Origin of the sequence: Nonomuraea sp. NPDC049695 (assembly GCF_040674955.1) — a bacterium.
In the GTDB taxonomy this organism is placed as follows: domain Bacteria; phylum Actinomycetota; class Actinomycetes; order Streptosporangiales; family Streptosporangiaceae; genus Nonomuraea; species Nonomuraea helvata.
Map to the genome: position 1 here is coordinate 19,325 of NZ_JBFANV010000012.1, position 18,980 is coordinate 38,304.

The following is an 18,980-nucleotide window of genomic DNA, read 5'->3' on the forward strand; positions in this document are numbered from 1 at the left end:
AGCACGGGCGGCTATGCGAGGCACATCCGGTCTGGTCGAAAACGTCGAACGGATCGCCGTGCTGCGCGCCAACGCGCTCGGTGACTTCCTGCTCGCCGTCCCCGCCCTCAAGGCGCTCAAACACGCCTATCCGGGCGCGAGCCTGACGCTGCTCGGCACCCCGTGGCACGCCGAGTTCCTCGAGGGCCGCCCGGGGCCGGTGGACGACGTGGTGGCGCTGCCCCCGATCTCGGGCGTGTCGACACAGGCAGACGGGTGCCCGGCGCCGGAGGAGCTGTGCGAGAGGCTGCGGGAGCGCCGGTTCGACCTGGCGGTGCAGATCCACGGCGGCGGCCGCTACTCCAACCCGTTCGTCCGCAGGCTGGGCGCCAGGGTGACCGCCGGAATGCGTGCTCCCGGGGCGGAGAGCCTGGACCGCTGGGTGCCGTACACGGACTATCACCACGAGACCCTGCGCTTCCTCCAGGTCACCGCGCTGGTCGGAGCGGTCGCGGGCGACCTGGAGGCGCGGGTGGCCGTGACCGCGGACGACAGGGCGGAGCTCGCCGAGGCGCTCGGTGAGCCGCCGCGCGGGCTGGTGGCTGTGCACCCGGGTGCGAGAGACCCGCGGCGGCGCTGGCCGGTGGAGCGCTTCGCCGAGGTGGCGGACGCGATCGACCGCCCCATCGCCGTCACGGGCGCTCCGGAGGAGAAGGACCTCGTCATGGGCGTGGTCGGCGCGATGCGCCGGCCCGCGATCCCCGTCGTGGGCGCGCTCGGCATCGGCGGCCTGGCCGCACTCTACGAGCGCTGCGACCTGGTGATCGCCAACGACACGGGCCCGCGTCACCTGGCCGCCGCCGTCGGCACGCCCACGGTGGCCGTCTACTGGTGCGGCAACCTGATCACCTACGGGCCGCTCAGCAGGGTCAGGCACCGGCCGCTGATCTCCTGGACCACGGCCTGCCCGGTCTGCGGCGCCGACGGCATGGACCCGCGTGCCGAGCGCTGCCCGCACGACCTGCCATGGGTGACCGACGTGCCGGCGGACAGCGTGACGGAGCAGGTTCGCGATCTGCTGGACGACGCATAGCGAGGGGCGAGCGCGGGCGTCTGAGAGGGTGATGTCAATCCCCTGGAGGTGACCGTGGACTCCGCGGACGAGCAACGTTTCCGCGAGTTCGTCTCTGCGCGCTCTCCCGCCCTGATGCGGCTCGGGTTCCTGCTCACCGGTGGTGACCAGCACGCGGCCGAGGACCTGGTGCAGACCGCGCTGGCGAAGCTGGCGAGCAGATGGCGGCGGGTGGAGACGCCCGAGGCGTACGCCAAGCAGATCATGTACCGCCAGCAGATCAGCTGGTGGCGGGCGAGCACGCGGCGCGGCGAGGTGGTGCAGGCGACGCCGCCCGAGCTGGCGGACCGGGACGCCAACCACCAGAGCGAGCTGCGCATGGTGCTGCGGAGCGCGCTGGCCAGGCTCACCGCGCGGCAGCGCGCGGTGGTGGTGCTGAGGTATTTCGAGGATCAGCCCGAGCAGGAGGTCGCACGGACGCTGGGCTGCTCCGTCGGCACGGTCAGAAGCACGGCGCACAGGTCGCTGGCCCGCCTGCGTGAGATCGCCCCCGAGCTGGCCCAGGAACTGGAGGTGGCCAAGTGACCCGAGTGCTCCGCGAGACCCTGCGGGAGTGGGCCGACGAGACCAGGGTGCCGCACGATCTGGCCGACCGGGCGCTGCGGAGGCGCGCCTGGAAGCCCGTCGGCATGGTGGTGCTCGCCGTGGGGCTGGTGGCGGCGATCGCCGTGTCCGCCGCCGTGGGCCTGAGGGACGTACATAACGCGCCGGACACCGTACGCCCGGCCAACGGCATCACTCTGCCCGCCCGCCCGTCGCCCGCGCCGACCGACGTGCGGACCGACACGGAGCACAGCCCGCCGACCAAGCTGATCGCCGCCGGGCGCATGGCCGTCTCCGCCTACTACACCATCAGGCGGGAGAAGATCTCGGACAACGAGCAGCGGGTCAGGTACACGTGGTCGCTGTACGACCCGCGCAACGACGGCTACGAGGAGACCCAGTGGGCCTGGGTGGACGTGGCTCCGGGGCTGCAGGTGGCGGCCGTGCTGGAGGGCGACCTGATCAGCAAGCGGCTGGGCATCCTCGACATGAACACCCGGCAGATCCTGAAGTGGATCGATCTGGAGCACCCGGTGGGGTCGGTCACGTGGTCTCCCGACGGCACCAAGGTCCTGGCCACCGCCTACTCCAGCTACCCGGACATCCTGGAGGGGAAGGGTGCCCAGGTGGCCCCCCGACCCGGGAGCAGCCCGCGCACCGGCTACTACATCGTCGACGCCGAGGCGGGCACGGCCGATTACCACGAACTGCCGCCGATGGCCGACGAGGGGATCAACGACGAGAAGAAGCCCTTCAACATGAACGGCCGCCAGGACCTCGGCTGGAGCCTGGACGGCACGATGCTCTGGGCGCCCACCAGCACCACGCCGGACCGCGTCTTCTACAGCCTCGACGGCGAGCCGCGCGAGGCGCCCAAGGGGGACCGGTACGTGGCTTACTCGGGTATCTCGTCGACCTCGCCGAACGGCCGCCTGGTCCTGGGGGCCGACGGCCTGCCAACCAAGATCACCGACGCCGAGACGGGTCAGATCGCCGGGCGGCAGAAGGTGTTGCAGCTGCACGCCTGGGCGGACGACGACAACGTCATCGCGCTGGGCTGCGCCGGGGAGTGCAAGAACGAGTTCGACAACGGGCTGGTGCTGGTGAGCGTGGACGGTCAGCGGATGACCCAGCTCGCCGCCAACCGTGACTCCAACAAGGACGGTGCCTGGAGATGGGTGCTGACTCCTAGATAACTAGACCGATCGTTCTTGAATATGCTAGCTTCGGCGGTGTGGCGAGGAGCAAGGAGTTCGATCCCGAGGTCGCGTTGCAGAAGGCGCTCGAGCTGTTCTGGGAGCGCGGGTACGAGGCCACGTCGATGGCGGACCTCGTGGAGCACCTCGGGATCGCTCGGGCGAGCATCTACGGCACCTTCGGTGGCAAGCGCGAGCTCTACCTGAGGGCGCTGGAGCGCTACCTGGAACAACACAACGTGGTCGAGCGGCTGTCCCAGCCTGGGCCCGCGCTGCCCGCCGTCCGGGCCTTCCTCGACTCGTACGTCGCGGAGTGCCTGGCCGACGAGCTGCGGCGGGGCTGCATGGTGGTGAACACGGCGGTGGAGTTCGCCTCGCGCGACGCCGCCGTGTCCCGCAAGGTGACGGAGAGCTGGGCGGGGCTGGAGACCACGCTGGCCGCCACCCTCGTCAGGGCGCGCGCCCAGGGGGAGATCCCGCCGGGGAAGGACCCGTACGCGCTGGCCAGGTTCCTGCTCGTGCTCCTTCAGGGTCTCCGGGTGCTCGGCAGGGCCGATCCGGACCCGCGCCGGCTGCGTGACGCGGTCGAACAGGCCATGGTTGCCGTGGAAATTTGAGAACGATTGGTATGGAATAGATGAGCCGTTTTGCAGGCAAGGTCGCTCTGGTCACCGGCGCGAGCGGCGTGCTGGGGCGTGCCGCCGCGCTGGCGTACGCGCGCGAGGGCGCGGCGGTGCTGGCCGCCGGGCGCGACGCAGCCCGGCTGGCCGAGGTCGTGAAGGTGATCGAGGAGGAGGGCGGCCGGGCGAGCGCGTTCGCCCTGGACATCACCAACTCGGCCGAGGTCGCCGCCATGGTGGAAGCGGCGCTCTCCCGGTACGGCGGGCTCCACGTCGCGCTCAACGCGGCCGGGATCTTCGGCATGCTGGCGCCGCTCGCCGACTACGACGAGGACACCTGGGACCAGGTGCTCGCGGTGAACCTCAAGGGCGTGTTCCTGTCGATGAAGCACGAGATCGAGCACATGCGCGCGCACGGCGGGGGCGTGATCGTCAACGTCTCCTCCAACCTCGGCGCGCACTGGCGGCTGCCCGGGGCGGCCGCGTACGCCGCCTCGAAGGCCGGGGTGAGCTTCCTGACCCGCACGGCGGCCCGCGACCACATCGCCGACGGGGTGCGGATCAACGCCGTCAGCCCCGGCCCGATCGACTCGCCCATGTCGACGCGCCCCGGCGAGACCCGGGAGCAGCGGGACGAGCGCATGAAGGGCGCGCTGCCGATCGGCCGGGTCGCCGCGCCGGAGGAGGTCGCCGCCGCGGCGCTCTGGCTGTCGTCGCCGGAGTCCGGTTTCGTCGTGGGCCAGGACCACGTGATCGACGGCGGCGCCACCGCCTGACCGGCCGGGTCATCCCGCTCGATCACGGGCTCTGCCCTGCAGTCCGTTCGAGTCGGCGCGCGCTTCCTCCTCCAGATGCTTGAACAACTCCGGTAGGGTCGCGCCGCAGCGTACGTTGGACAGCGCGCTGTGCTCGGGCATCTGGACGGCGCGGATGGCGATGTAGCCGCCTCCGGCGCCTTCGATGATCTCCCAGCCGGGAAATCTTCTGGTCGCCGTCACGGCACGCCCGCTGCGATGTCGGCCCATACGACGCGATGGCCCTTCTCGGTGACGTGCGTGCCACATCTGGTGCTGAGCCGGGCCACGATGCCAAGGCCACGGCCCGACTCCTCCATGAGACCCACCTGGTGAGAGGTGAAACATGGCTCCGGCTCCGGAGTGCCAGGGTCGATCACTTCCAGGCGGACAAGGCCGTCACCGAGGCCAAGCCGGATCTTGACCCAGTCGCGCCCCCTGCCGCCCGGGACGTGCTGGAGGACGTTGGCCACCAGTTCGGAGACGATCTGGAGCGCGTCGGAGCGGACCGATGGATCGTGGTCGGTGAGCCATAGCCCGGTGGCCTGCCGCGCCTGCCATGACGTCTTGTCATTTCGGCGCAGCGTCGTACCGCGCCATTGGACGATATCTGGCAGCTCCGTTGGTGTGGTTGCTGCACGCACAAAATCACCCACCTTGTTCTGTTACGCCGCCATTTGGCTCGGACAGAGAGCTGAGCAAGTGTCCGGAGGCACTCCCATAGAGTGCCGTCTCCTCGCTATTCTGTAATCAGCGCGTCACGGTCCGTTTCCGGACAGACGTGCTGGCGTTTGTCCGGGTCCTGCGAAAGGGCGGTGGCATGACGACAGAGGTGTATGGCGAGGTACTGAAGAAGGCGCGTAACACAGCAGGTCTTTCTCAAACGGCCCTGGGAGAACTGCTTTCATGCAGCGAGAGCCTGGTCGGCCTGATCGAGCGCGGTAAGCGGAGGCCGAGCAAGAAGTTCACCCTCGCGGTCGAAGCGGTGCTGGGGCTGAACGGGGAGCTCTTCGGGCTGCTGCCCAACACCACGGTCATGTCCACCCCGAAGTGGTTCAGCGAGTGGCCGAAGGTGGAGGAGAAGGCGCACACCATACGAACCTGGCAACCGCTCGTGGTACCGGGACTCCTCCAGACAGCTCGCTACGCGCGGGCCATACTCTCTGCCGAGCCAGGGGTCACCGAGCAGTGGGTCGAAGCGGCCGTCGAGACGCGACTTCGGCGGCAGTCCGTGTTCGAGCGCGAAAATCCGCCCATGTACTGGGCCTTGCTCGACGAATGCGCTCTCCTTCGGCCGGTCGGTGGGAAGGAAGTGATGCGAGAGCAACTGGAGCACCTGCTGATGATGACCGAGCGACCCAATATCTCTTTCCAGGTCGTGCCGCTGGAGGTGGGCGCCACAGCAGGTCTGCTGGGAGGATTCGCCCTTGCCCAGAGTGACGACATACCGGACCACATCTCCCTCGAAGACGCCGCACTAGGCTCTGTGTCCGCCCACGAGGACACCGTGCGCCGCGTTAGTCTCAGATACGACGCAATTCACAAATGGGCGCATCCCCTACACATGAGCCAGCGACTAGTACGTGAGGTGGCGGCAACGTATGAAGATCAGTGACGAGCTGCGCGCCGAGTTGGATGCGGCGCATTGGACGAAATCCACGCTCTCCGGCTCCAGCGGAGGAGACTGCCTCTACGCGGCCAAGCTGAGCGGCGACCGGTACGCGATCCGGGATTCCGAGCAGCCCGATGTCCCGCCGATGATCGTACGCGGAGGTGTCTTCCGCGCCTTCGTGGGCGGCGCGAAACTCGGCGAATTCGACTTCTGACCCGTCCCTTGCAGATGAGGTCGGCGGAAGGGTCGCGCTGACATGCCACCTTTGGAGGTGGTGACGTCGATGACGGTCCGCCCGGCGACCCCGGTGAACAACAACCTGGGCGAGTTCATCGAATTCCTCGGAGCTCTGCCGGCCTTGAGAAACGTGGCCTGGAAGGGCGCCGCGCGGGCGAAACAGGCCCTTGGGCCTGTTTCTTGGATCAAGTGCGAGCCTGATGAGCAAGACGCCGTTGGTAAGGATGCCCTGCCGTCGTTCGTGACGTGACCCAGTGATCGAGGCGATTCTCGCGTACACGCAGATTGTGATCATTATCGTGTCGTGTCATGAGCGACATGACGGATATCGAGTCGGTGCGTAGGGCGGCTGGCGTGTCCCTTCGGTACTTCTGGGAGGCCACTGAGCACGGCACGCTTGATGACCTGGAAGACGAGGACAGGCTGAGAAACGCCTACGCAGCCATCCAGGCTGCCGTTCCCGACGACTCCACCAGCGCCGTGTGCCTGACGGTGCTGGCCTTGGGGAAGCTGCGGGCCCACTTGAACGACGTCTCTGCCGGCGGCGAGGACCACTTCGAGGCGCATGACGATCCGCCTGCCGGGTTGGATGAAGACGACGAGTTCGGACGGGAGTTGGCGAGGGAGGTGGTGGAGGCCGCGCGACATGCCCTCAGACTTCAGCCGGACGACAACCTCGCGGCGTTCTCGCTCGCGTGCGCGTTGCACTGGCTGGGCGAAGATCAGTCCGCGGCGGCCGCGTACCGTGAGGCGCTGCGTATCGACCCTCACGATGACATCGCCAGGGCGCGTGTGGAAGAACTGGAGGACGTCGAACTTCCCGATCCACCGACAAGTATCACCACCCGTCATCCCTACGGATTTCACCTGTTGGAGATGACCCGCGTGGTGGGCCATAGCGGAAGCACCAAGGGGCGGGTCTGGCTACTGAACGACGTGTCCACCGTCCGGAGCGCTGCGGAGGACTATCTCGCCGGATGGCTGGACGGTCGTGGCCAGGGACTGGACGAAGACTTCGGGGTGTGGACCCACGTCCCCGGCGGCCAAAGCGGAGGAACGGAGCTGGCCGAGGTGATTCGGCAAGCCCCAGCCGGTGGTCCGGAGATCGACTGGTCCCGAGTGTTCCTGCCGTCCTTGATGCCCGAACGGAGGCTTCGAACCGGCCACCCACTCCGCTGGCTGGGGCAGCTGCACTTCTTCGGCTGTACCGAGCATGACGATTAAGGCGTGCGCCGCGTTAGTGTCAGGTACGACGCAATTCACAAATGGGCACATCCCATACATGTGAGCCAGCGACTAGTTCGTGAGGTGGCCGCAAGGTATGAAGATCAGTGACGAGTTGCATGCCGAGCTGGATGCGGCGCAGTGGAAGAAGTCCTCGCTCTCCGGCTCCAGCGGAGGGGACTGCCTCTACGCGGCCAAGTTGAGCGGCGACCGGTAGGCGATCCGGGATTCCGAGCAGCCCGACGTCCCGCCGGTGATCGTACGCGGAGGCGTCTTCCGCGCCTTCGTGGGCGGCGCGAAGCTCGGCGAATTCGACTTCTGACCCGTCCCTTGTGGTTGAAGCTGACATGCAGCCTGGACATGTCGATGTGGACGGGGTTCCAGCCGTCATGTCCAGAGGGAAGGGGGGCCCGCCGGCCGCCGACCGGGGAGTCGTCTTAAGAGCCTGCTGACAAAGGGTTTGGTCGCTGAGCCGGAGACGAGGCGCGCCTTGGTCGAGGCCATCTTCGAGTGATACGCCCTCGCCCTGGGCGAGCCCGGGCCCGTGCTTGCCCGTGTCAGGCGAGTCATGTGTCGCGTTCTGCCGGAGCGACGAACCTGGTCAGGAGAGTTCGGAGGGTTTCGAGCTCGGCGTCGGTGAATGATCCGAACAGGTCTTCCGCGGCGCCGGCCGCGAGGCGCTGGGCGGTGTCGAGAGCGTCGATGCCCTTGTCGGTCAGGCTGAGATGGGCCACCCGTTTGTCGGTGGTGGACCGGGCCCGGGAGAGGTATCCGAGGGTTTCGAGGTCTTCGACGGTACGGACCATGCCCGCCTTGTCGCTGCCGGTCTGTCGGATCAGGTCGCGCTGGGTCGAGATGCCGTTGCGGCCCAAGAGCATCATCACGCCGAAGTGGCGGCCGGTCAGGCCGAGTGAGGACAGGGCGTTGTTCAGCGCCCCGGCGGCTCGTTGGTGCGACTGGCGCAGCAACAGGCCGAGTTGGAGGTCGACTCCGCGCGGCTTCGGCATGGTTCCATACTATGTTAGATTCACATGGATCGGATTCAAGTGAATCTATTTGGCGAGGCGAGGACGGCGTGTGACGACGACACAATCAAGGGCGGATGCCCCCGTGGTACGCAGGCACGCGCCGCGCTGGCCGTGCTGGGTGTTCCGCATCACCAGCACAGTCGCGGCGATCATGCTGTTCGATCAGACGGTCTTCGCCGGTCAGTTCCTCTCCGGCAGCTACGACTCACTGCACGTTCACCGTGAGAACGCGACCTTCGCCGGCATCTCCGTCCTCATCTCCGCCGTCGCGGCCGTACTTCAGCGGTGGCCCGGACGCGGACCCTGGTGGCCCATCTTGGCCTACCTCGGCCTCTTCGGCCTGATCGGGCTGCAGATCGTTCTCGGTTTCTCCCGAGCGATCAGCCTGCACATCCCGCTCGGTGTGGCGATCATCCTCCTCGCCACCGCTCTGGCTGTCTGGGCCTGGAGACGCCGATGACCGAGGAGAACCGCCGGATCACGTTGAGCCGCCGGGCGTTCATCGGCGCCGGCCTTGTCACCGGCATCGGCCTGGGAGTGGGGATCCCGTTCTCCCTCGGCGCGGCCGGATCCACCTCGACCGGCAACCTGCTCCGCAGCCGATTGCCGCTCCCGCAGCCCTTCACGATGCCCTTCCAGACCCCGCCCGTCCTGAAGCCGGTGCGCAGCGACGCCGATACCGACTACTACGAGATCACTCAGACCGCGGCGACGGCCTCGATCCTGCCGGGGGTGAAGACGGCGATCTGGGGCTACAACGGGATCTTCCCCGGCCCCACCATCGTCAGCCGACGTGCACGCACGACCGTGGTGAGGCACACCAACAACCTTCCCGTCCCCACGGTCGTGCACTTGCACGGCGGCCGTACCCCGCCCGACAGCGACGGATATCCGCTCGACTTCATCTACCCCGTCGACAGGTCCTACATGAACCAGCACATGAACATGGACCACATGAACATGGGCGGCTCGATGGCCGGAGACACCACCGAAGGCCGCCGCTCCTACACCTATCCACTCGACCAGCGCGCGGCGATGCTCTGGTACCACGACCACCGCATGGACTTCACCGGCCCGAGCGTATGGCGCGGACTCGCCGGCCTCCACATCGTGCGAGACGACGAAGAGGACGCTCTCGGCCTGCCCTCCGGCCCACGCGAGCTCCCTGTCATGATCACCGATCGCAGCTTCGCCGCTGACGGCTCTCTGTCCTACCCGAGCATCGACGGGAGCCTGATGAGGACACCCGGCGTCACCGGCTCATTCGTCGCCGGCGTCCTTGGAGACGTCATGCTCGTCAACGGCACGCCCTGGCCGGTTGCGAGAGTCGACGGCGCCACATACCGCCTGCGCATCATCAACGCCTGCAATGCCAGACGCCTCGACCTGCGTCTTGACCCGCAACCTGATGGCCTCCTGACACAGATCGGCACGGACGGCGGCCTCCTTGCCGCACCGATTCGTCATGAACATGTCGAGCTCGCCCCCGCGCAACGTCTCGACGTCATCATCGACTTCTCCAGCTACAGACCCGGAACCGCGGTGACGCTGCTCAACGACTTCGGTGACGGGAACATGTCCCAGGTCATGCGCTTCATCGTCGGTGAGAAAGCCGACGAGCCGTTCACCGTTCCCGACAAACTCTCCACAGTCGAACCGCTCACCGCGGCCCACGCCGTCACGACCCGCACCTTCCGCTTTCAATCGGGAGACGTCAACCACATGAAGGGCTGGCTCATCGACGGGCGGCCATTCAGCCCCAACGGCATCGCCGCCGCGCCGAAGCTCGGCACCGTCGAGGTCTGGCGGCTCATCGCGGACTTCCATCACCCCGTGCACCTCCACCTCAGCCCCTTCCAGGTGCTCTCCCGAGGTATCGGCGGCCCCGGGGCTTTCGACGCCGGATGGAAGGACACCATCGACCTGCGGGCCTCGGAAGAAGCAGCAATCGCGATCAGATTCGACGGTTATCCCGGCAAGTACGTCTTCCACTGCCACAATCTGGAACACGAGGACATGGCCATGATGGCCAACTTCACCACCCGATGACCGAGGAGACCTTCGGTGCGGCCGGATCCCTACCGGCTGGCAGCCAAGCGGAGAAGACTCGTCTCGGGACGCCCAGCGGCTTCGGCATACACAGGATGCTCATCGGCTGTACGTGGAGGGAAGGGGCGCGGCGTCGGCGGGTGTGCGGGCGTCGAAGGCTCGGCGGCCGGCCAGGATCTCCGAGGCGTGCGCGATCGACCAGTCGGCGATCGCGGTGGTCAGCTGTCCGACGTCGACGCCCAGCTCGGTCAGCGCGTACTCCACCCGGGGCGGAATGGTGGGATAGACCGTGCGGCTGACCAGGCCGTCGCGTTCCAGCGCGCGCAGCGTCTGGGTCAGCATCTTCTGCGTGATGCCCTCCAGGAGTCGGCGCAGGTCGTTGAACCGCATAGGGCCGTCCTGTCGCCGCAGCGCCGCCAAGACGTACAGCGTCCACTTGTTGGCCAGGACCTCGATGACGGTGCGCGACGGGCAGTCGCGACGATAGGTGAGGGCCAGGCGTCTGGGATCACGCCCGGAGTTGGTATCCATAAGGTACTTAGATATCAAACAGGTGCCTTCTTTACAATCGGTACCGCACGCGGCCAGCATGGACGCCGGGCGACCGGGGGTCGCCAGACCATGGATGGACGTGAACAATGAGTACGCGCATGCTGGCCGTGAGCCAGCGGGCCTTCGGCGGCCCGCAGGTTCTGGAGATCATCGAGACAGAGCGGCCCGAGCCAGGACCGCACGAGGTGCTGGTTCGGATCAAGGCGGCCGGAGTGAACCCCGCCGACTGGAAGATCCGCTCCGGCCAGATCCGACGGTTGGGCCAACCGCCGTTCACGCTTGGGCTGGACCTGTCCGGGGTGGTGGAGGCGGTCGGCGAGGCAGTGACACGTTTGCGCGCCGCCGCCGGCGGCATCGGCCACCTGGCCGTGCAGATCGCCAAGGCACGTGGCGCGTACGTGATCGGCACCGCCCGAGCCGACAAGCACGCCTTCCTCCACCGGCTGGGCGCCGACGAGCTCATCGATTACACACGGGCCGACTTCGCTACGGTCGCACGTGACATCGATGTCGTCCTGGACCCGATCGCCGAAGACTACGGCCCCCGTTCGCTGGACACGCTCGCGCCCGGCGGAATACTCATCGACGTGCGAGGCGCCGGCCCGGACCGCAGTGACGTACGAAAGTTGGCCGACGAGCGCGGCCTGCGGTTCGTCGAGTTCGGCTTCACCCCCTCGACGGCCGACCTGGAGGCGATCGCCGGGCTGGTGCGGCAGGGCGCCCTGCGGGCCGCCGTCGAGACCGTCCTGCCGCTGGCGCAGGCGGCCAGGGCGCACGAGCTCAGCGAGACCGGCCGGGTCAAAGGCAAGATCGTCCTAACGGTGAACGAGGCCGTCTGAGATCGCCGGTGTGGACGGGCGCCGATGGCCTTGACTGGATCTTCGTCGGAAACCTGCTCGACGTCCGGCAGAAGACGAAGGGATGACGTGCCCGCACACGAGGAAATGGCGGCGCTCTACGGTCGTGCGAACAACGACAGCTCCCCGTTCTTCACCACCGAGGTCCTGCGCGGACCGGAGTTCCTGACCGTCATCGACGTCACCACCGCCAAAGGCGTGGACCACCGAGAGGTGATCATCGGCGGTCGCCGAGTCCATCGAATTCCTCAACGCCGCTGCGTTTGAGGGGGGCTTGATATCAAGATCCGGCACCTGCTCAAGGCTGAAGGATCCTGAACACCTTCCGACCGCCTCGTGAAAGGCCCGCTGATGGACACGCCAGGCCTAACCCGATTCGATGAACTCGTCCAGTCCGCAGCCGAGCTGAGACGGATGGTCGATCTCCTGCAGAAAGCTGACCTACAGGCACGCCGCTCCCATGCCGCGATCGGCCGCATCGTGCAGGTCGACCCCGAACAACAGGGCCAGCACGCACAGCGCGGCGGCCCCGGTGACGGTGAGCTTCTTGGTCTGCATGAGTCCGTAGAGTAATTAGGGCAAATCACTCATGGGTCACGCGGGTGATGAACACCCGGATCAGTTCCGTGACCTTGGCCGGCTGCTCGTGCAGGGCATCAGCTGGAGCCGTACCACCAGCCGCCGCCGATCCAGGGCTCAAACCACTCGAAGTGGCACTCGCTCTTGACCCTGGCCGGGTTCCGGGCCCAGGAGGCGTGGCACTCCTCGTACGTGTCGTAGGGGCCCCAGGAGACGTACATGGCCGGCGCGACGTCGGTCACTCTCGTACCGTCGGGCGTGGGTGATGCGAAAGCAGCGGCGGGGGCGGCGAGGGCGAGGCCGGCGGACATCGCCGTGCCGACAATGCACGCGGTAGCGAGGCGCCGAAGCCGTGTGGACATGAAGGCATCCTTTCGTCTGGGAAACAGCACACACGTTATGGACGCGTCCTTACAGATCGTTGGCGCGTCCCTGTCGTCTCGCTGTCGGCCCCAGAGCGTGCACGTGCGCAGCCTGCGCCGAGGTCACAGAGCCTTGACCGAGGCGTCCTCCGAGGGGATCTTGTTCTGGCCCTCACGCTCTGGCGCCGGCCTGCGATACGGCGGCGGACTGATACCCATCTCCTCCATGGAAGTCTGCCTCTACATAAGCGACTGGCCCGCTGTTTCGACCACTCAAGCAGCACCTGTTCAAAGGTAGGAAGCCTTCTCTCCCAAGGCGGTCGACGCACGCCATCGGAGGGAGATGCGGGCGAAGTCGCCGTGGTGGATGAGGGAACGGCCCGCGCCCCCGCTGCGGAGGGGACGCGGGCCGTACGAGGTGATTCTCAGACCCGGCTGATGCGGACCGCGTCGGCGATCACGAGGCCCGTGCCCGAGGTCCAGCGGCTCACGCCGACGGCGTTGTAGGTGCCGGCGTTGAGCGAGAAGGTGCCCAGGCTCTTCCAGGCCCCTCCTCCGGAGCGTTGGTCGACGTAGACCGTCTGGTTGCCGCCCGACGCCGCCACGATGTACGGCGCCGAGCTGTTGTATCCGGGATCGTCCGGATACCAGACCTCGACCCGGTACGTGCCCGCGCTGGGGATGGTGGCCGAGTACCACGCCGGGTCGCTGGTGGCGAGGGGGTCGGCGAAGCGGTAGTCGGCGCCGTAGCGCTGGCTGGAGTAGGTGGAGGTGCCCCAGTTCGTGCTGGCGGTGAACTGGCCGGAGGTGCTGTTGTCGATGGTCGTGGACCACGACGGGGTGCTGCCACCGGTCACGTAGTTCATGTACGTGGTCCAGTTCCAGTACGGACCCGGGTCGGTATGGGTCGCGCCGGGAACCTCCTTGTGCCCGATGATGTGGCTGCGGTCCTTCGGGATGCCGTACTTGTCGCAGATGGCCCTGGTCAGGGCAGCCGAGGCCCGGTACATCGCGTCGGTGAACCACGAGGCGTCGTCGATGTAGCCCTCGTGCTCGATGCCGATGGACCTGGTGTTGTAGGTCCAGTTGCCGGCGTGCCAGGCGATGTCCTTCTCGCGCACCATCTGGGTGATGTCGCCGTTGGAGGACTTGACCACGTAGTGGGCGGAGACCTGCGCGCTGGAGTTCTGGAACCAGGAGATGGTGCCCGCGTACGAGCCCTGGGTGACATGGATGATCACCCGGTCGATGGCGTAGGCGGACGGCCGGCTGGAGGCGGTGTAGTTGCTGGAGCTGGCGGCCACCCAGGACGCCGGCGGGTAGTCGGCGCTGGCCACCTCGGCCTGCGCGTTCAGCTGGCGGGCGTTGGCGAGGTCGCCGCGGTCGGCGGTGACCTCCTGCGGCTTGACCCGCACGCCGCGGGTGTCGATGCCGAGGCCGAGCTGCTCGTACACGGCGTCGGCGTAGAGCCGGGCCGTCTCGGGGGAGGAGGCGTTGCCGTACTTGGCCACGGCCTGGTACCAGCGGCCGATGTCCTTCCTGGCCGTCTCGTCGAGACCCAGTGCGTCGGCCTGGGTGCGGAGCACGGCCGCGCCGCCGAGGATGTTCGCCTCGTCGTCGGCCTTGAGCTTGTCGACCGGGAGCTTGGTGAGCTCGGCGGCCTTCTCGAGCGAGTGGTTGGTCGGGTTGCTGACCAGGTGCATGACGCCGTAGCCGCCGCTGGCACTGGGCTTGCCCTGGTGCCCGTCGAGGTGGGTCTCGCCGTAGGCGAGCGCGACGAGCAGGTCGCGGGGCACGTCCTGCGCGGCCGCCGCCTTGGCGAAGGCGGCTTGGAGCGGGCTGTCCTTGGTCACCGCCAGCGCGGGCTGGCCTGCGGCGATGAGGAGGGCGGCGAGGGTCGAGGTGGCGAGAGTGGCTAATCCCGTGCGGGCGAGGGTCATAGGTGCTCCTCGTAAAGGGGGGACGGCTGCACCGTAAGACATCTCCTGACATATGTCGATAATTGACATTACTCGGGAGGTAGGTGAAACTTTTCTCCCTCGCCCGAGAGGCCAGTGGATCTCGGGGAAGAAAACTATTGCGCTTTCGGGTGATCGCGCTGAAACTTCCTTTCGTGACCGCGCTCGTGCGTACCGTACTGGCGGCCCTCACCGCCGCACTCGTCAGCATCGTGGCCCCCACCGCCTCCCCGGCCGCCGCCATGGCCTGCGCGACCGATCCCGCCACCCCGAAGCGGCAGCTCAGGGCCATGTGGATCTCATCGGTCGCGAACATCGACTGGCCCAGCCGCACGGGGCTGAGCGCCTCGGCGCAGCAGGCCGAGTTCCGCGCCTGGCTGGACCTGGCCGTCCAGAAACGCATGAACGCCGTCGTGGTGCAGATCAGGCCCACGGCCGACGCGTTCTGGCCGTCACCGTACGAGCCGTGGTCGCAGTGGCTGACCGGCACCCAGGGCGGGAACCCCGGGTACGACCCGCTGGCCTTCATGGTCAACGAGGCTCACGCCCGCAACCTGGAGTTCCACGCCTGGTTCAACCCGTACCGGGTGGCCAACAACGACGACCCGAGCAAGCTCGTGTCCACGCATCCGGCCCGGCAGCACCCCGACTGGCGCTTCGCGTACGGCGGGAAGCTCTACTACAACCCCGGCATCCCCGAGGTGCGGGACTTCATCGAAGACGCGATCATGGACGCCGTCTCCAAGTACGACGTGGACGGCGTGCACCTCGACGACTACTTCTACCCCTATCCGGTGAGCGGCCAGAGCATCCCCGACTCCGCCGCGTACGCCCAGTACGGCGGCTCGTTCACCAACGTCGGCGACTGGCGGCGCAACAACGTCAACCTGCTTGTACGCGAGCTCGACCAGCGCATCCACGCGGCCAAGCCGCACGTGTCGTTCGGGATCAGCCCGTTCGGCATCTGGCGCAACGCCGCGACGGACCCGCTCGGCTCGCGTACCTCGGGGCTGCAGTCGTACGACGCGATCTACGCCGACAGCCGGCAATGGGTGAAGCAGGGCTGGGTGGACTACCTGTCGCCCCAGATCTACTGGAACATCGGTTACTCCGCGGCCGCGTACGAGGTGCTCACCGCCTGGTGGTCCGACGTGGTGAAGGGGACCGGCGTGCAGCTCGTGGTCGGCCAGGCCGCCTACCGCGCCGGCGCCTCCGGGCAGGACGCGGCCTGGCAGGACCCGGCGGAGCTGAGCGACCACCTGACCGACAACCGAAAGCATCCCGAGGTGGTCGGTGACATCTTCTTCAGTGCCAAGGACGTCAAGGCCGACCGGATCGGGGCGATCACCAAGCTGGTGAACACCCACTACTCGCGTCCCGCGCTGTTACCGGCCCGGGGTTCGTCGGCCGCGCCGTCCGCGCCCGCGCTCACCTCGGCCGTCCAGGGCTCGAACGGCGTCCAGCTCGCGTGGACGGGCTCTGGCACGTCGTACGCGGTGTACCGGGTGGCCGGGGCACAGTCCACGGCGGACCCGTGCTTCTTCGCCGACGCCCGGAACCTGATCACCACGACCCGGCAGACGTCCTTCACGGACACGACCGCCGCGTCCGGGTCCTACACGTACTACGTGACAGCGCTCACCCGCACCCACCAGGAGAGCTCGCCCAGCGCGGGCAAGGCGGTGGGCGAAGGAGGCTCCGCCTTCAGCGTGGTGATCGACAACTCCGACGCGGGCTTCACCGCCGGCTCGAACTGGGGCACGTCCACCTACTCCGCACAGCTGCACGGCACCGACTACCGCTTCGCCAATCCGGTCTCGGCCAGCGACCCCGCCTGGTATCAGGCGACCATTCCGAGTGCCGGGAGCTATCGGGTGGAGGTGTGGTATCCGGCCAACTCCGGGTACAACAGCGCGACCCCGTACATCGTCGCGGCCTCCGGCGGCAACCAGACGGTCACCGTGGACCAGCGCAGCGGCGGCGGGCAGTGGCGGGTGCTGGGGACGTACACGCTGGCGGCGGGCACGTACAACGTGGTCGGGGTGAGCCGCTGGACCTCCACGACGGGCTACGTGATCGCCGACGCCGTACGCATCACCAAGACATAGCCGTCAGGGAACGATGATCGTACGATGAGCCGGTGGACGGTGCCCGTCCGCGGCCCATCGACGCGGTCGCGGCCCTCGTCGCTGGGGGCTTGACGCTGGCGACCGGCTACACCGGCCCGGTCCTCGTGGTCCTGCTGGCGGCGGCGGTGCCGGTGCTGTGGATGCGCAGGATGCCGCTCGCCGTCGCCTGGACCAGTGCGGGCACGGCGGTCGCCCTCCTCGTGCTGGCGGTGGTCGCGGGCGTGCCGCCGCCGGCCGGGGCGCCGATCTGGCCGCCCACGTGCGCGTTCGCCGCGTACGGCGCGATGGCGTACGCGGATCGGCGCGGCACCCGGCGCTGGCTTCCCGTGCTGGTCCTGGCCCTCGCCGTCCTGGCCCTCCCCGACCACCTCCCCCTGGTCCTCCGCACCGAGACGGCGATCGCGCTGGCCGCCCTCTACGGCATGTACGTGGCCGTCAGCGAACGCCTGCGCCGCGAACTGGCCGAGCGGGCCGAGCGGGTGGAGCGCGAGCGGCTGGCGGGCGAGATGCACGACGTGGTCACCCACCGGGTCAGCCGGATGGTGCTGCAGGCCGGAGTCCTGGCCATGACGTCGGGCGACGAGCGTGCCAGGGCGGTCGCCGAGGAGTTGCGCGCCACCGGGGGCGAGGCGCTGGAGGAGCTGCGTCACATGGTGGTGCTGCTCCGGCGCGGCACAGGAGAGGGGTTCGACCTGGGGCTGCCCCTGCCCGACCTGCGGCCGCTGGTCACGGAGTCGGCCCAGGCGGGCGTGCCGGTGGAGCTGGCGGTGGACGGGACGCCGGTGCCCGTGGCCGGCTGCGTGGGGCGTACCGCGTACCTGCTGGTCCAGGAGGCTCTCGCCAACGTCCGCAAGCACGCGCCCGGCGCGGAGGCGCGGGTGCTGGTCCGTTACCTCCCGGGATCGGTACGGATCACCGTCCGCAACACCCCCGGCCGGCCGGCCGCCTGGATCGCATCCGGCGGCCCCGGCATGGGGCTGCTGGACCTGCGGCAGCGGGTGGAGCTGGCCGGCGGCACCCTGGAGGCGGGCGAGGACGACGACGGCGGCTTCCGCGTCGAGGCCGTCCTGCCCACGTCATAGGCGGGCTCCCCATCAGACCGCGACGGGTCCGTCGCTCTCCCACCGGATGAGCACCGTCCTGTGCCCGGTCTGCGCGCCGGTGCGCAAGTCGATCGCGAAATCGCCGAACAAGGTGGCCGTCCGCAGGCCGGCGGCGGCCGGCCACAGCTCCGCGCGCCGGGTGCCGCCCGCCTGTTCTGCGCAGTGGGCCGCGATGATCGCGGCGGCGACCGCCTGGACGGCGGGATAGTCGGGTGGCCTCCCGGCCCTTTCCTGGTACGCGTCGAGGAAGTCCCGCTCGGAGATCCCCACGGCCGCCTCGCCCCCAAGACCGGGGAACCACTGCGCGATCCCGTAAACCCCCCGGGGATCGCCCACGGCCGTGCCGAACTCCCGCACCCCCGCGGCCACGGCACAGATCACCCGGGAGCGACCGGCCCGCTCGACGGCCGCCACGTCCTCGTCGAAGGACCCGGCGCACAGGAGATTCCAGGAGTCCTCCACCGGGCCGCCGCGCACCACCGGGATGCCCTGCTCGTTCGCGGCCCGCGCGGCGCCGTCGGCCACCTGCCGGGCGAAGCCGCCCTTGCCGTAGACGATCCGGAGCGGACTGCGATCGCCGGTCTCCACGAGGTGGCGGATGAACGGCTCGGCGTACCGGCCGGCCGGGGTCAGCACCGAGACGACATGTCCGGGGCGCGCCGCCTGGACGTCGTCCCCGGCGCCGCCGTGGTTCCAGATCAGGTGGTTCAGCGCGGCGCCGAGGCGGGCCGCCCGCCGCATGAGCTGCGTCGAGTACGGCCCCAGCAGGAGGTCGCACTGCCCCGCCAACCGGGGGAGCACGACGTCCAGGGTTCCGGGCTGGCTGCGGTCGTCCTCGACGATCAGCTCCACGGACGGGCTGAGCGCGCGCCAGGTCGCGAGCCCGAGCGCGACCTGCTCGCCGAAACGGGCGTGCCTGCCTGACAGCGACACGGGCGCCCCGATCCGTAGTGCCACGTGTTCCTCCTGCCCGAGACACTGAGGGCCACTCGGCTGAACCGATCCCGTCTCATGATGCGATAGAGC

22 protein-coding genes are annotated in these 18,980 nt (G+C 68.4%); 15 read left to right on the top strand and 7 right to left on the bottom strand.

Translation table 11 applies throughout. The features are described 5' to 3' along the window. The first annotated feature begins 13 nt into the window (after nucleotides 1–13). The 5 genes from AB0J64_RS13410 to AB0J64_RS13430 are packed head-to-tail and all read left to right on the top strand — an operon-like array spanning nucleotide 14 to nucleotide 4,246. On the top strand, nucleotides 14–1,072 hold the full coding sequence (locus tag AB0J64_RS13410) for a glycosyltransferase family 9 protein (RefSeq protein WP_364025353.1): 1,059 nt from the start codon (nucleotides 14–16) through the stop codon (nucleotides 1,070–1,072). A gap of 54 nt (nucleotides 1,073–1,126) precedes the next feature. Continuing rightward, nucleotides 1,127–1,636, top strand: coding sequence for a SigE family RNA polymerase sigma factor (locus AB0J64_RS13415; RefSeq protein WP_364025356.1), 510 nt, complete (start codon nucleotides 1,127–1,129; stop codon nucleotides 1,634–1,636). After that, a complete protein-coding gene (locus tag AB0J64_RS13420) occupies nucleotides 1,633–2,850 on the top strand; it encodes a hypothetical protein (protein WP_364025359.1) in 1,218 nt (405 codons plus the stop codon). Before AB0J64_RS13415 ends, AB0J64_RS13420 begins: the two co-directional genes overlap by 4 nt. Nucleotides 2,851–2,888: 38 nt before the next feature. Then, nucleotides 2,889–3,467, top strand: a complete 579-nt coding sequence (locus AB0J64_RS13425) for a TetR/AcrR family transcriptional regulator (RefSeq protein ID WP_364025361.1) — start codon at nucleotides 2,889–2,891, stop codon at nucleotides 3,465–3,467. Nucleotides 3,468–3,487: 20 nt separating this feature from the next. Continuing rightward, on the top strand, nucleotides 3,488–4,246 hold the full coding sequence (locus AB0J64_RS13430; protein ID WP_364025364.1) for an SDR family oxidoreductase: 759 nt from the start codon (nucleotides 3,488–3,490) through the stop codon (nucleotides 4,244–4,246). 9 nt (nucleotides 4,247–4,255) lie between these two features. Here AB0J64_RS13430 and AB0J64_RS13435 read toward each other — a convergent pair whose 3' ends face one another. Continuing rightward, nucleotides 4,256–4,468 (bottom strand): hypothetical protein, encoded by a 213-nt coding sequence (locus AB0J64_RS13435; protein ID WP_364025367.1) that lies wholly within the window; start codon nucleotides 4,466–4,468, stop codon nucleotides 4,256–4,258. Then, nucleotides 4,465–4,920 (bottom strand): ATP-binding protein, encoded by a 456-nt coding sequence (locus AB0J64_RS13440; RefSeq protein WP_364025370.1) that lies wholly within the window; start codon nucleotides 4,918–4,920, stop codon nucleotides 4,465–4,467. The genes AB0J64_RS13435 and AB0J64_RS13440 overlap by 4 nt, the downstream gene beginning before the upstream one ends. A gap of 164 nt (nucleotides 4,921–5,084) precedes the next feature. Here AB0J64_RS13440 and AB0J64_RS13445 point away from each other — a divergent pair, with 164 nt between their 5' ends. The 4 genes from AB0J64_RS13445 to AB0J64_RS13460 are packed head-to-tail and all read left to right on the top strand — an operon-like array spanning nucleotide 5,085 to nucleotide 7,337. Continuing rightward, nucleotides 5,085–5,879, top strand: coding sequence for a helix-turn-helix transcriptional regulator (locus AB0J64_RS13445; RefSeq protein ID WP_364025372.1), 795 nt, complete (start codon nucleotides 5,085–5,087; stop codon nucleotides 5,877–5,879). After that, nucleotides 5,866–6,090 carry a DUF397 domain-containing protein gene (locus tag AB0J64_RS13450; protein ID WP_364025375.1) on the top strand — a complete coding sequence of 75 codons (225 nt, stop codon included), beginning with the start codon at nucleotides 5,866–5,868 and terminating at the stop codon, nucleotides 6,088–6,090. Before AB0J64_RS13445 ends, AB0J64_RS13450 begins: the two co-directional genes overlap by 14 nt. A gap of 51 nt (nucleotides 6,091–6,141) precedes the next feature. Then, entirely contained in the window at nucleotides 6,142–6,363 is a 222-nt protein-coding gene (locus tag AB0J64_RS13455; protein WP_364025378.1) for a hypothetical protein, read from the top strand. Nucleotides 6,364–6,422: 59 nt separating this feature from the next. Beyond that, nucleotides 6,423–7,337 (top strand): hypothetical protein, encoded by a 915-nt coding sequence (locus tag AB0J64_RS13460; protein WP_364025381.1) that lies wholly within the window; start codon nucleotides 6,423–6,425, stop codon nucleotides 7,335–7,337. Nucleotides 7,338–7,903: 566 nt separating this feature from the next. On the opposite strand, the gene AB0J64_RS13465 is transcribed toward AB0J64_RS13460, so the two are convergent. After that, the gene (locus AB0J64_RS13465) at nucleotides 7,904–8,344 is read right to left on the bottom strand and encodes a MarR family transcriptional regulator (protein ID WP_364025384.1); all 441 of its coding nucleotides are present in this window, start codon (nucleotides 8,342–8,344) and stop codon (nucleotides 7,904–7,906) included. 70 nt (nucleotides 8,345–8,414) lie between these two features. Here AB0J64_RS13465 and AB0J64_RS13470 point away from each other — a divergent pair, with 70 nt between their 5' ends. Continuing rightward, entirely contained in the window at nucleotides 8,415–8,825 is a 411-nt protein-coding gene (locus AB0J64_RS13470; RefSeq protein ID WP_364025386.1) for a hypothetical protein, read from the top strand. After that, nucleotides 8,822–10,414 (top strand): multicopper oxidase family protein, encoded by a 1,593-nt coding sequence (locus tag AB0J64_RS13475; protein WP_364025389.1) that lies wholly within the window; start codon nucleotides 8,822–8,824, stop codon nucleotides 10,412–10,414. Before AB0J64_RS13470 ends, AB0J64_RS13475 begins: the two co-directional genes overlap by 4 nt. A 99-nt stretch (nucleotides 10,415–10,513) precedes the next feature. Here AB0J64_RS13475 and AB0J64_RS13480 read toward each other — a convergent pair whose 3' ends face one another. Next, on the bottom strand, nucleotides 10,514–10,945 hold the full coding sequence (locus tag AB0J64_RS13480; RefSeq protein ID WP_364025391.1) for a helix-turn-helix domain-containing protein: 432 nt from the start codon (nucleotides 10,943–10,945) through the stop codon (nucleotides 10,514–10,516). A 107-nt stretch (nucleotides 10,946–11,052) separates the two neighbouring features. Between AB0J64_RS13480 and AB0J64_RS13485 the strand changes: the two genes are divergently transcribed. Both AB0J64_RS13485 and AB0J64_RS13490 read left to right on the top strand, forming a co-directional pair. Next, nucleotides 11,053–11,805 carry an NADP-dependent oxidoreductase gene (locus tag AB0J64_RS13485; RefSeq protein ID WP_364025394.1) on the top strand — a complete coding sequence of 251 codons (753 nt, stop codon included), beginning with the start codon at nucleotides 11,053–11,055 and terminating at the stop codon, nucleotides 11,803–11,805. Nucleotides 11,806–11,892: 87 nt separating this feature from the next. Next, the gene (locus tag AB0J64_RS13490) at nucleotides 11,893–12,090 is read left to right on the top strand and encodes a hypothetical protein (RefSeq protein ID WP_364025397.1); all 198 of its coding nucleotides are present in this window, start codon (nucleotides 11,893–11,895) and stop codon (nucleotides 12,088–12,090) included. Between the two features lie 389 nt (nucleotides 12,091–12,479). On the opposite strand, the gene AB0J64_RS13495 is transcribed toward AB0J64_RS13490, so the two are convergent. Both AB0J64_RS13495 and AB0J64_RS13500 read right to left on the bottom strand, forming a co-directional pair. Continuing rightward, nucleotides 12,480–12,764: a hypothetical protein gene (locus AB0J64_RS13495; protein ID WP_364025400.1), complete on the bottom strand. Its 285-nt coding sequence runs from the start codon at nucleotides 12,762–12,764 to the stop codon at nucleotides 12,480–12,482. A gap of 425 nt (nucleotides 12,765–13,189) precedes the next feature. Further along, a complete protein-coding gene (locus tag AB0J64_RS13500; RefSeq protein ID WP_364025403.1) occupies nucleotides 13,190–14,704 on the bottom strand; it encodes an N-acetylmuramoyl-L-alanine amidase in 1,515 nt (504 codons plus the stop codon). A gap of 173 nt (nucleotides 14,705–14,877) precedes the next feature. Here AB0J64_RS13500 and AB0J64_RS13505 point away from each other — a divergent pair, with 173 nt between their 5' ends. Next, nucleotides 14,878–16,830 carry a family 10 glycosylhydrolase gene (locus AB0J64_RS13505; RefSeq protein WP_364025406.1) on the top strand — a complete coding sequence of 651 codons (1,953 nt, stop codon included), beginning with the start codon at nucleotides 14,878–14,880 and terminating at the stop codon, nucleotides 16,828–16,830. A 32-nt stretch (nucleotides 16,831–16,862) separates the two neighbouring features. After that, complete coding sequence (locus AB0J64_RS13510) at nucleotides 16,863–17,933, top strand: histidine kinase (RefSeq protein WP_364025409.1); 1,071 nt, start codon at nucleotides 16,863–16,865, stop codon at nucleotides 17,931–17,933. Nucleotides 17,934–17,945: 12 nt separating this feature from the next. On the opposite strand, the gene AB0J64_RS13515 is transcribed toward AB0J64_RS13510, so the two are convergent. After that, complete coding sequence (locus tag AB0J64_RS13515) at nucleotides 17,946–18,911, bottom strand: ABC transporter substrate-binding protein (protein ID WP_364025411.1); 966 nt, start codon at nucleotides 18,909–18,911, stop codon at nucleotides 17,946–17,948. Nucleotides 18,912–18,980: the final 69 nt, after the last annotated feature.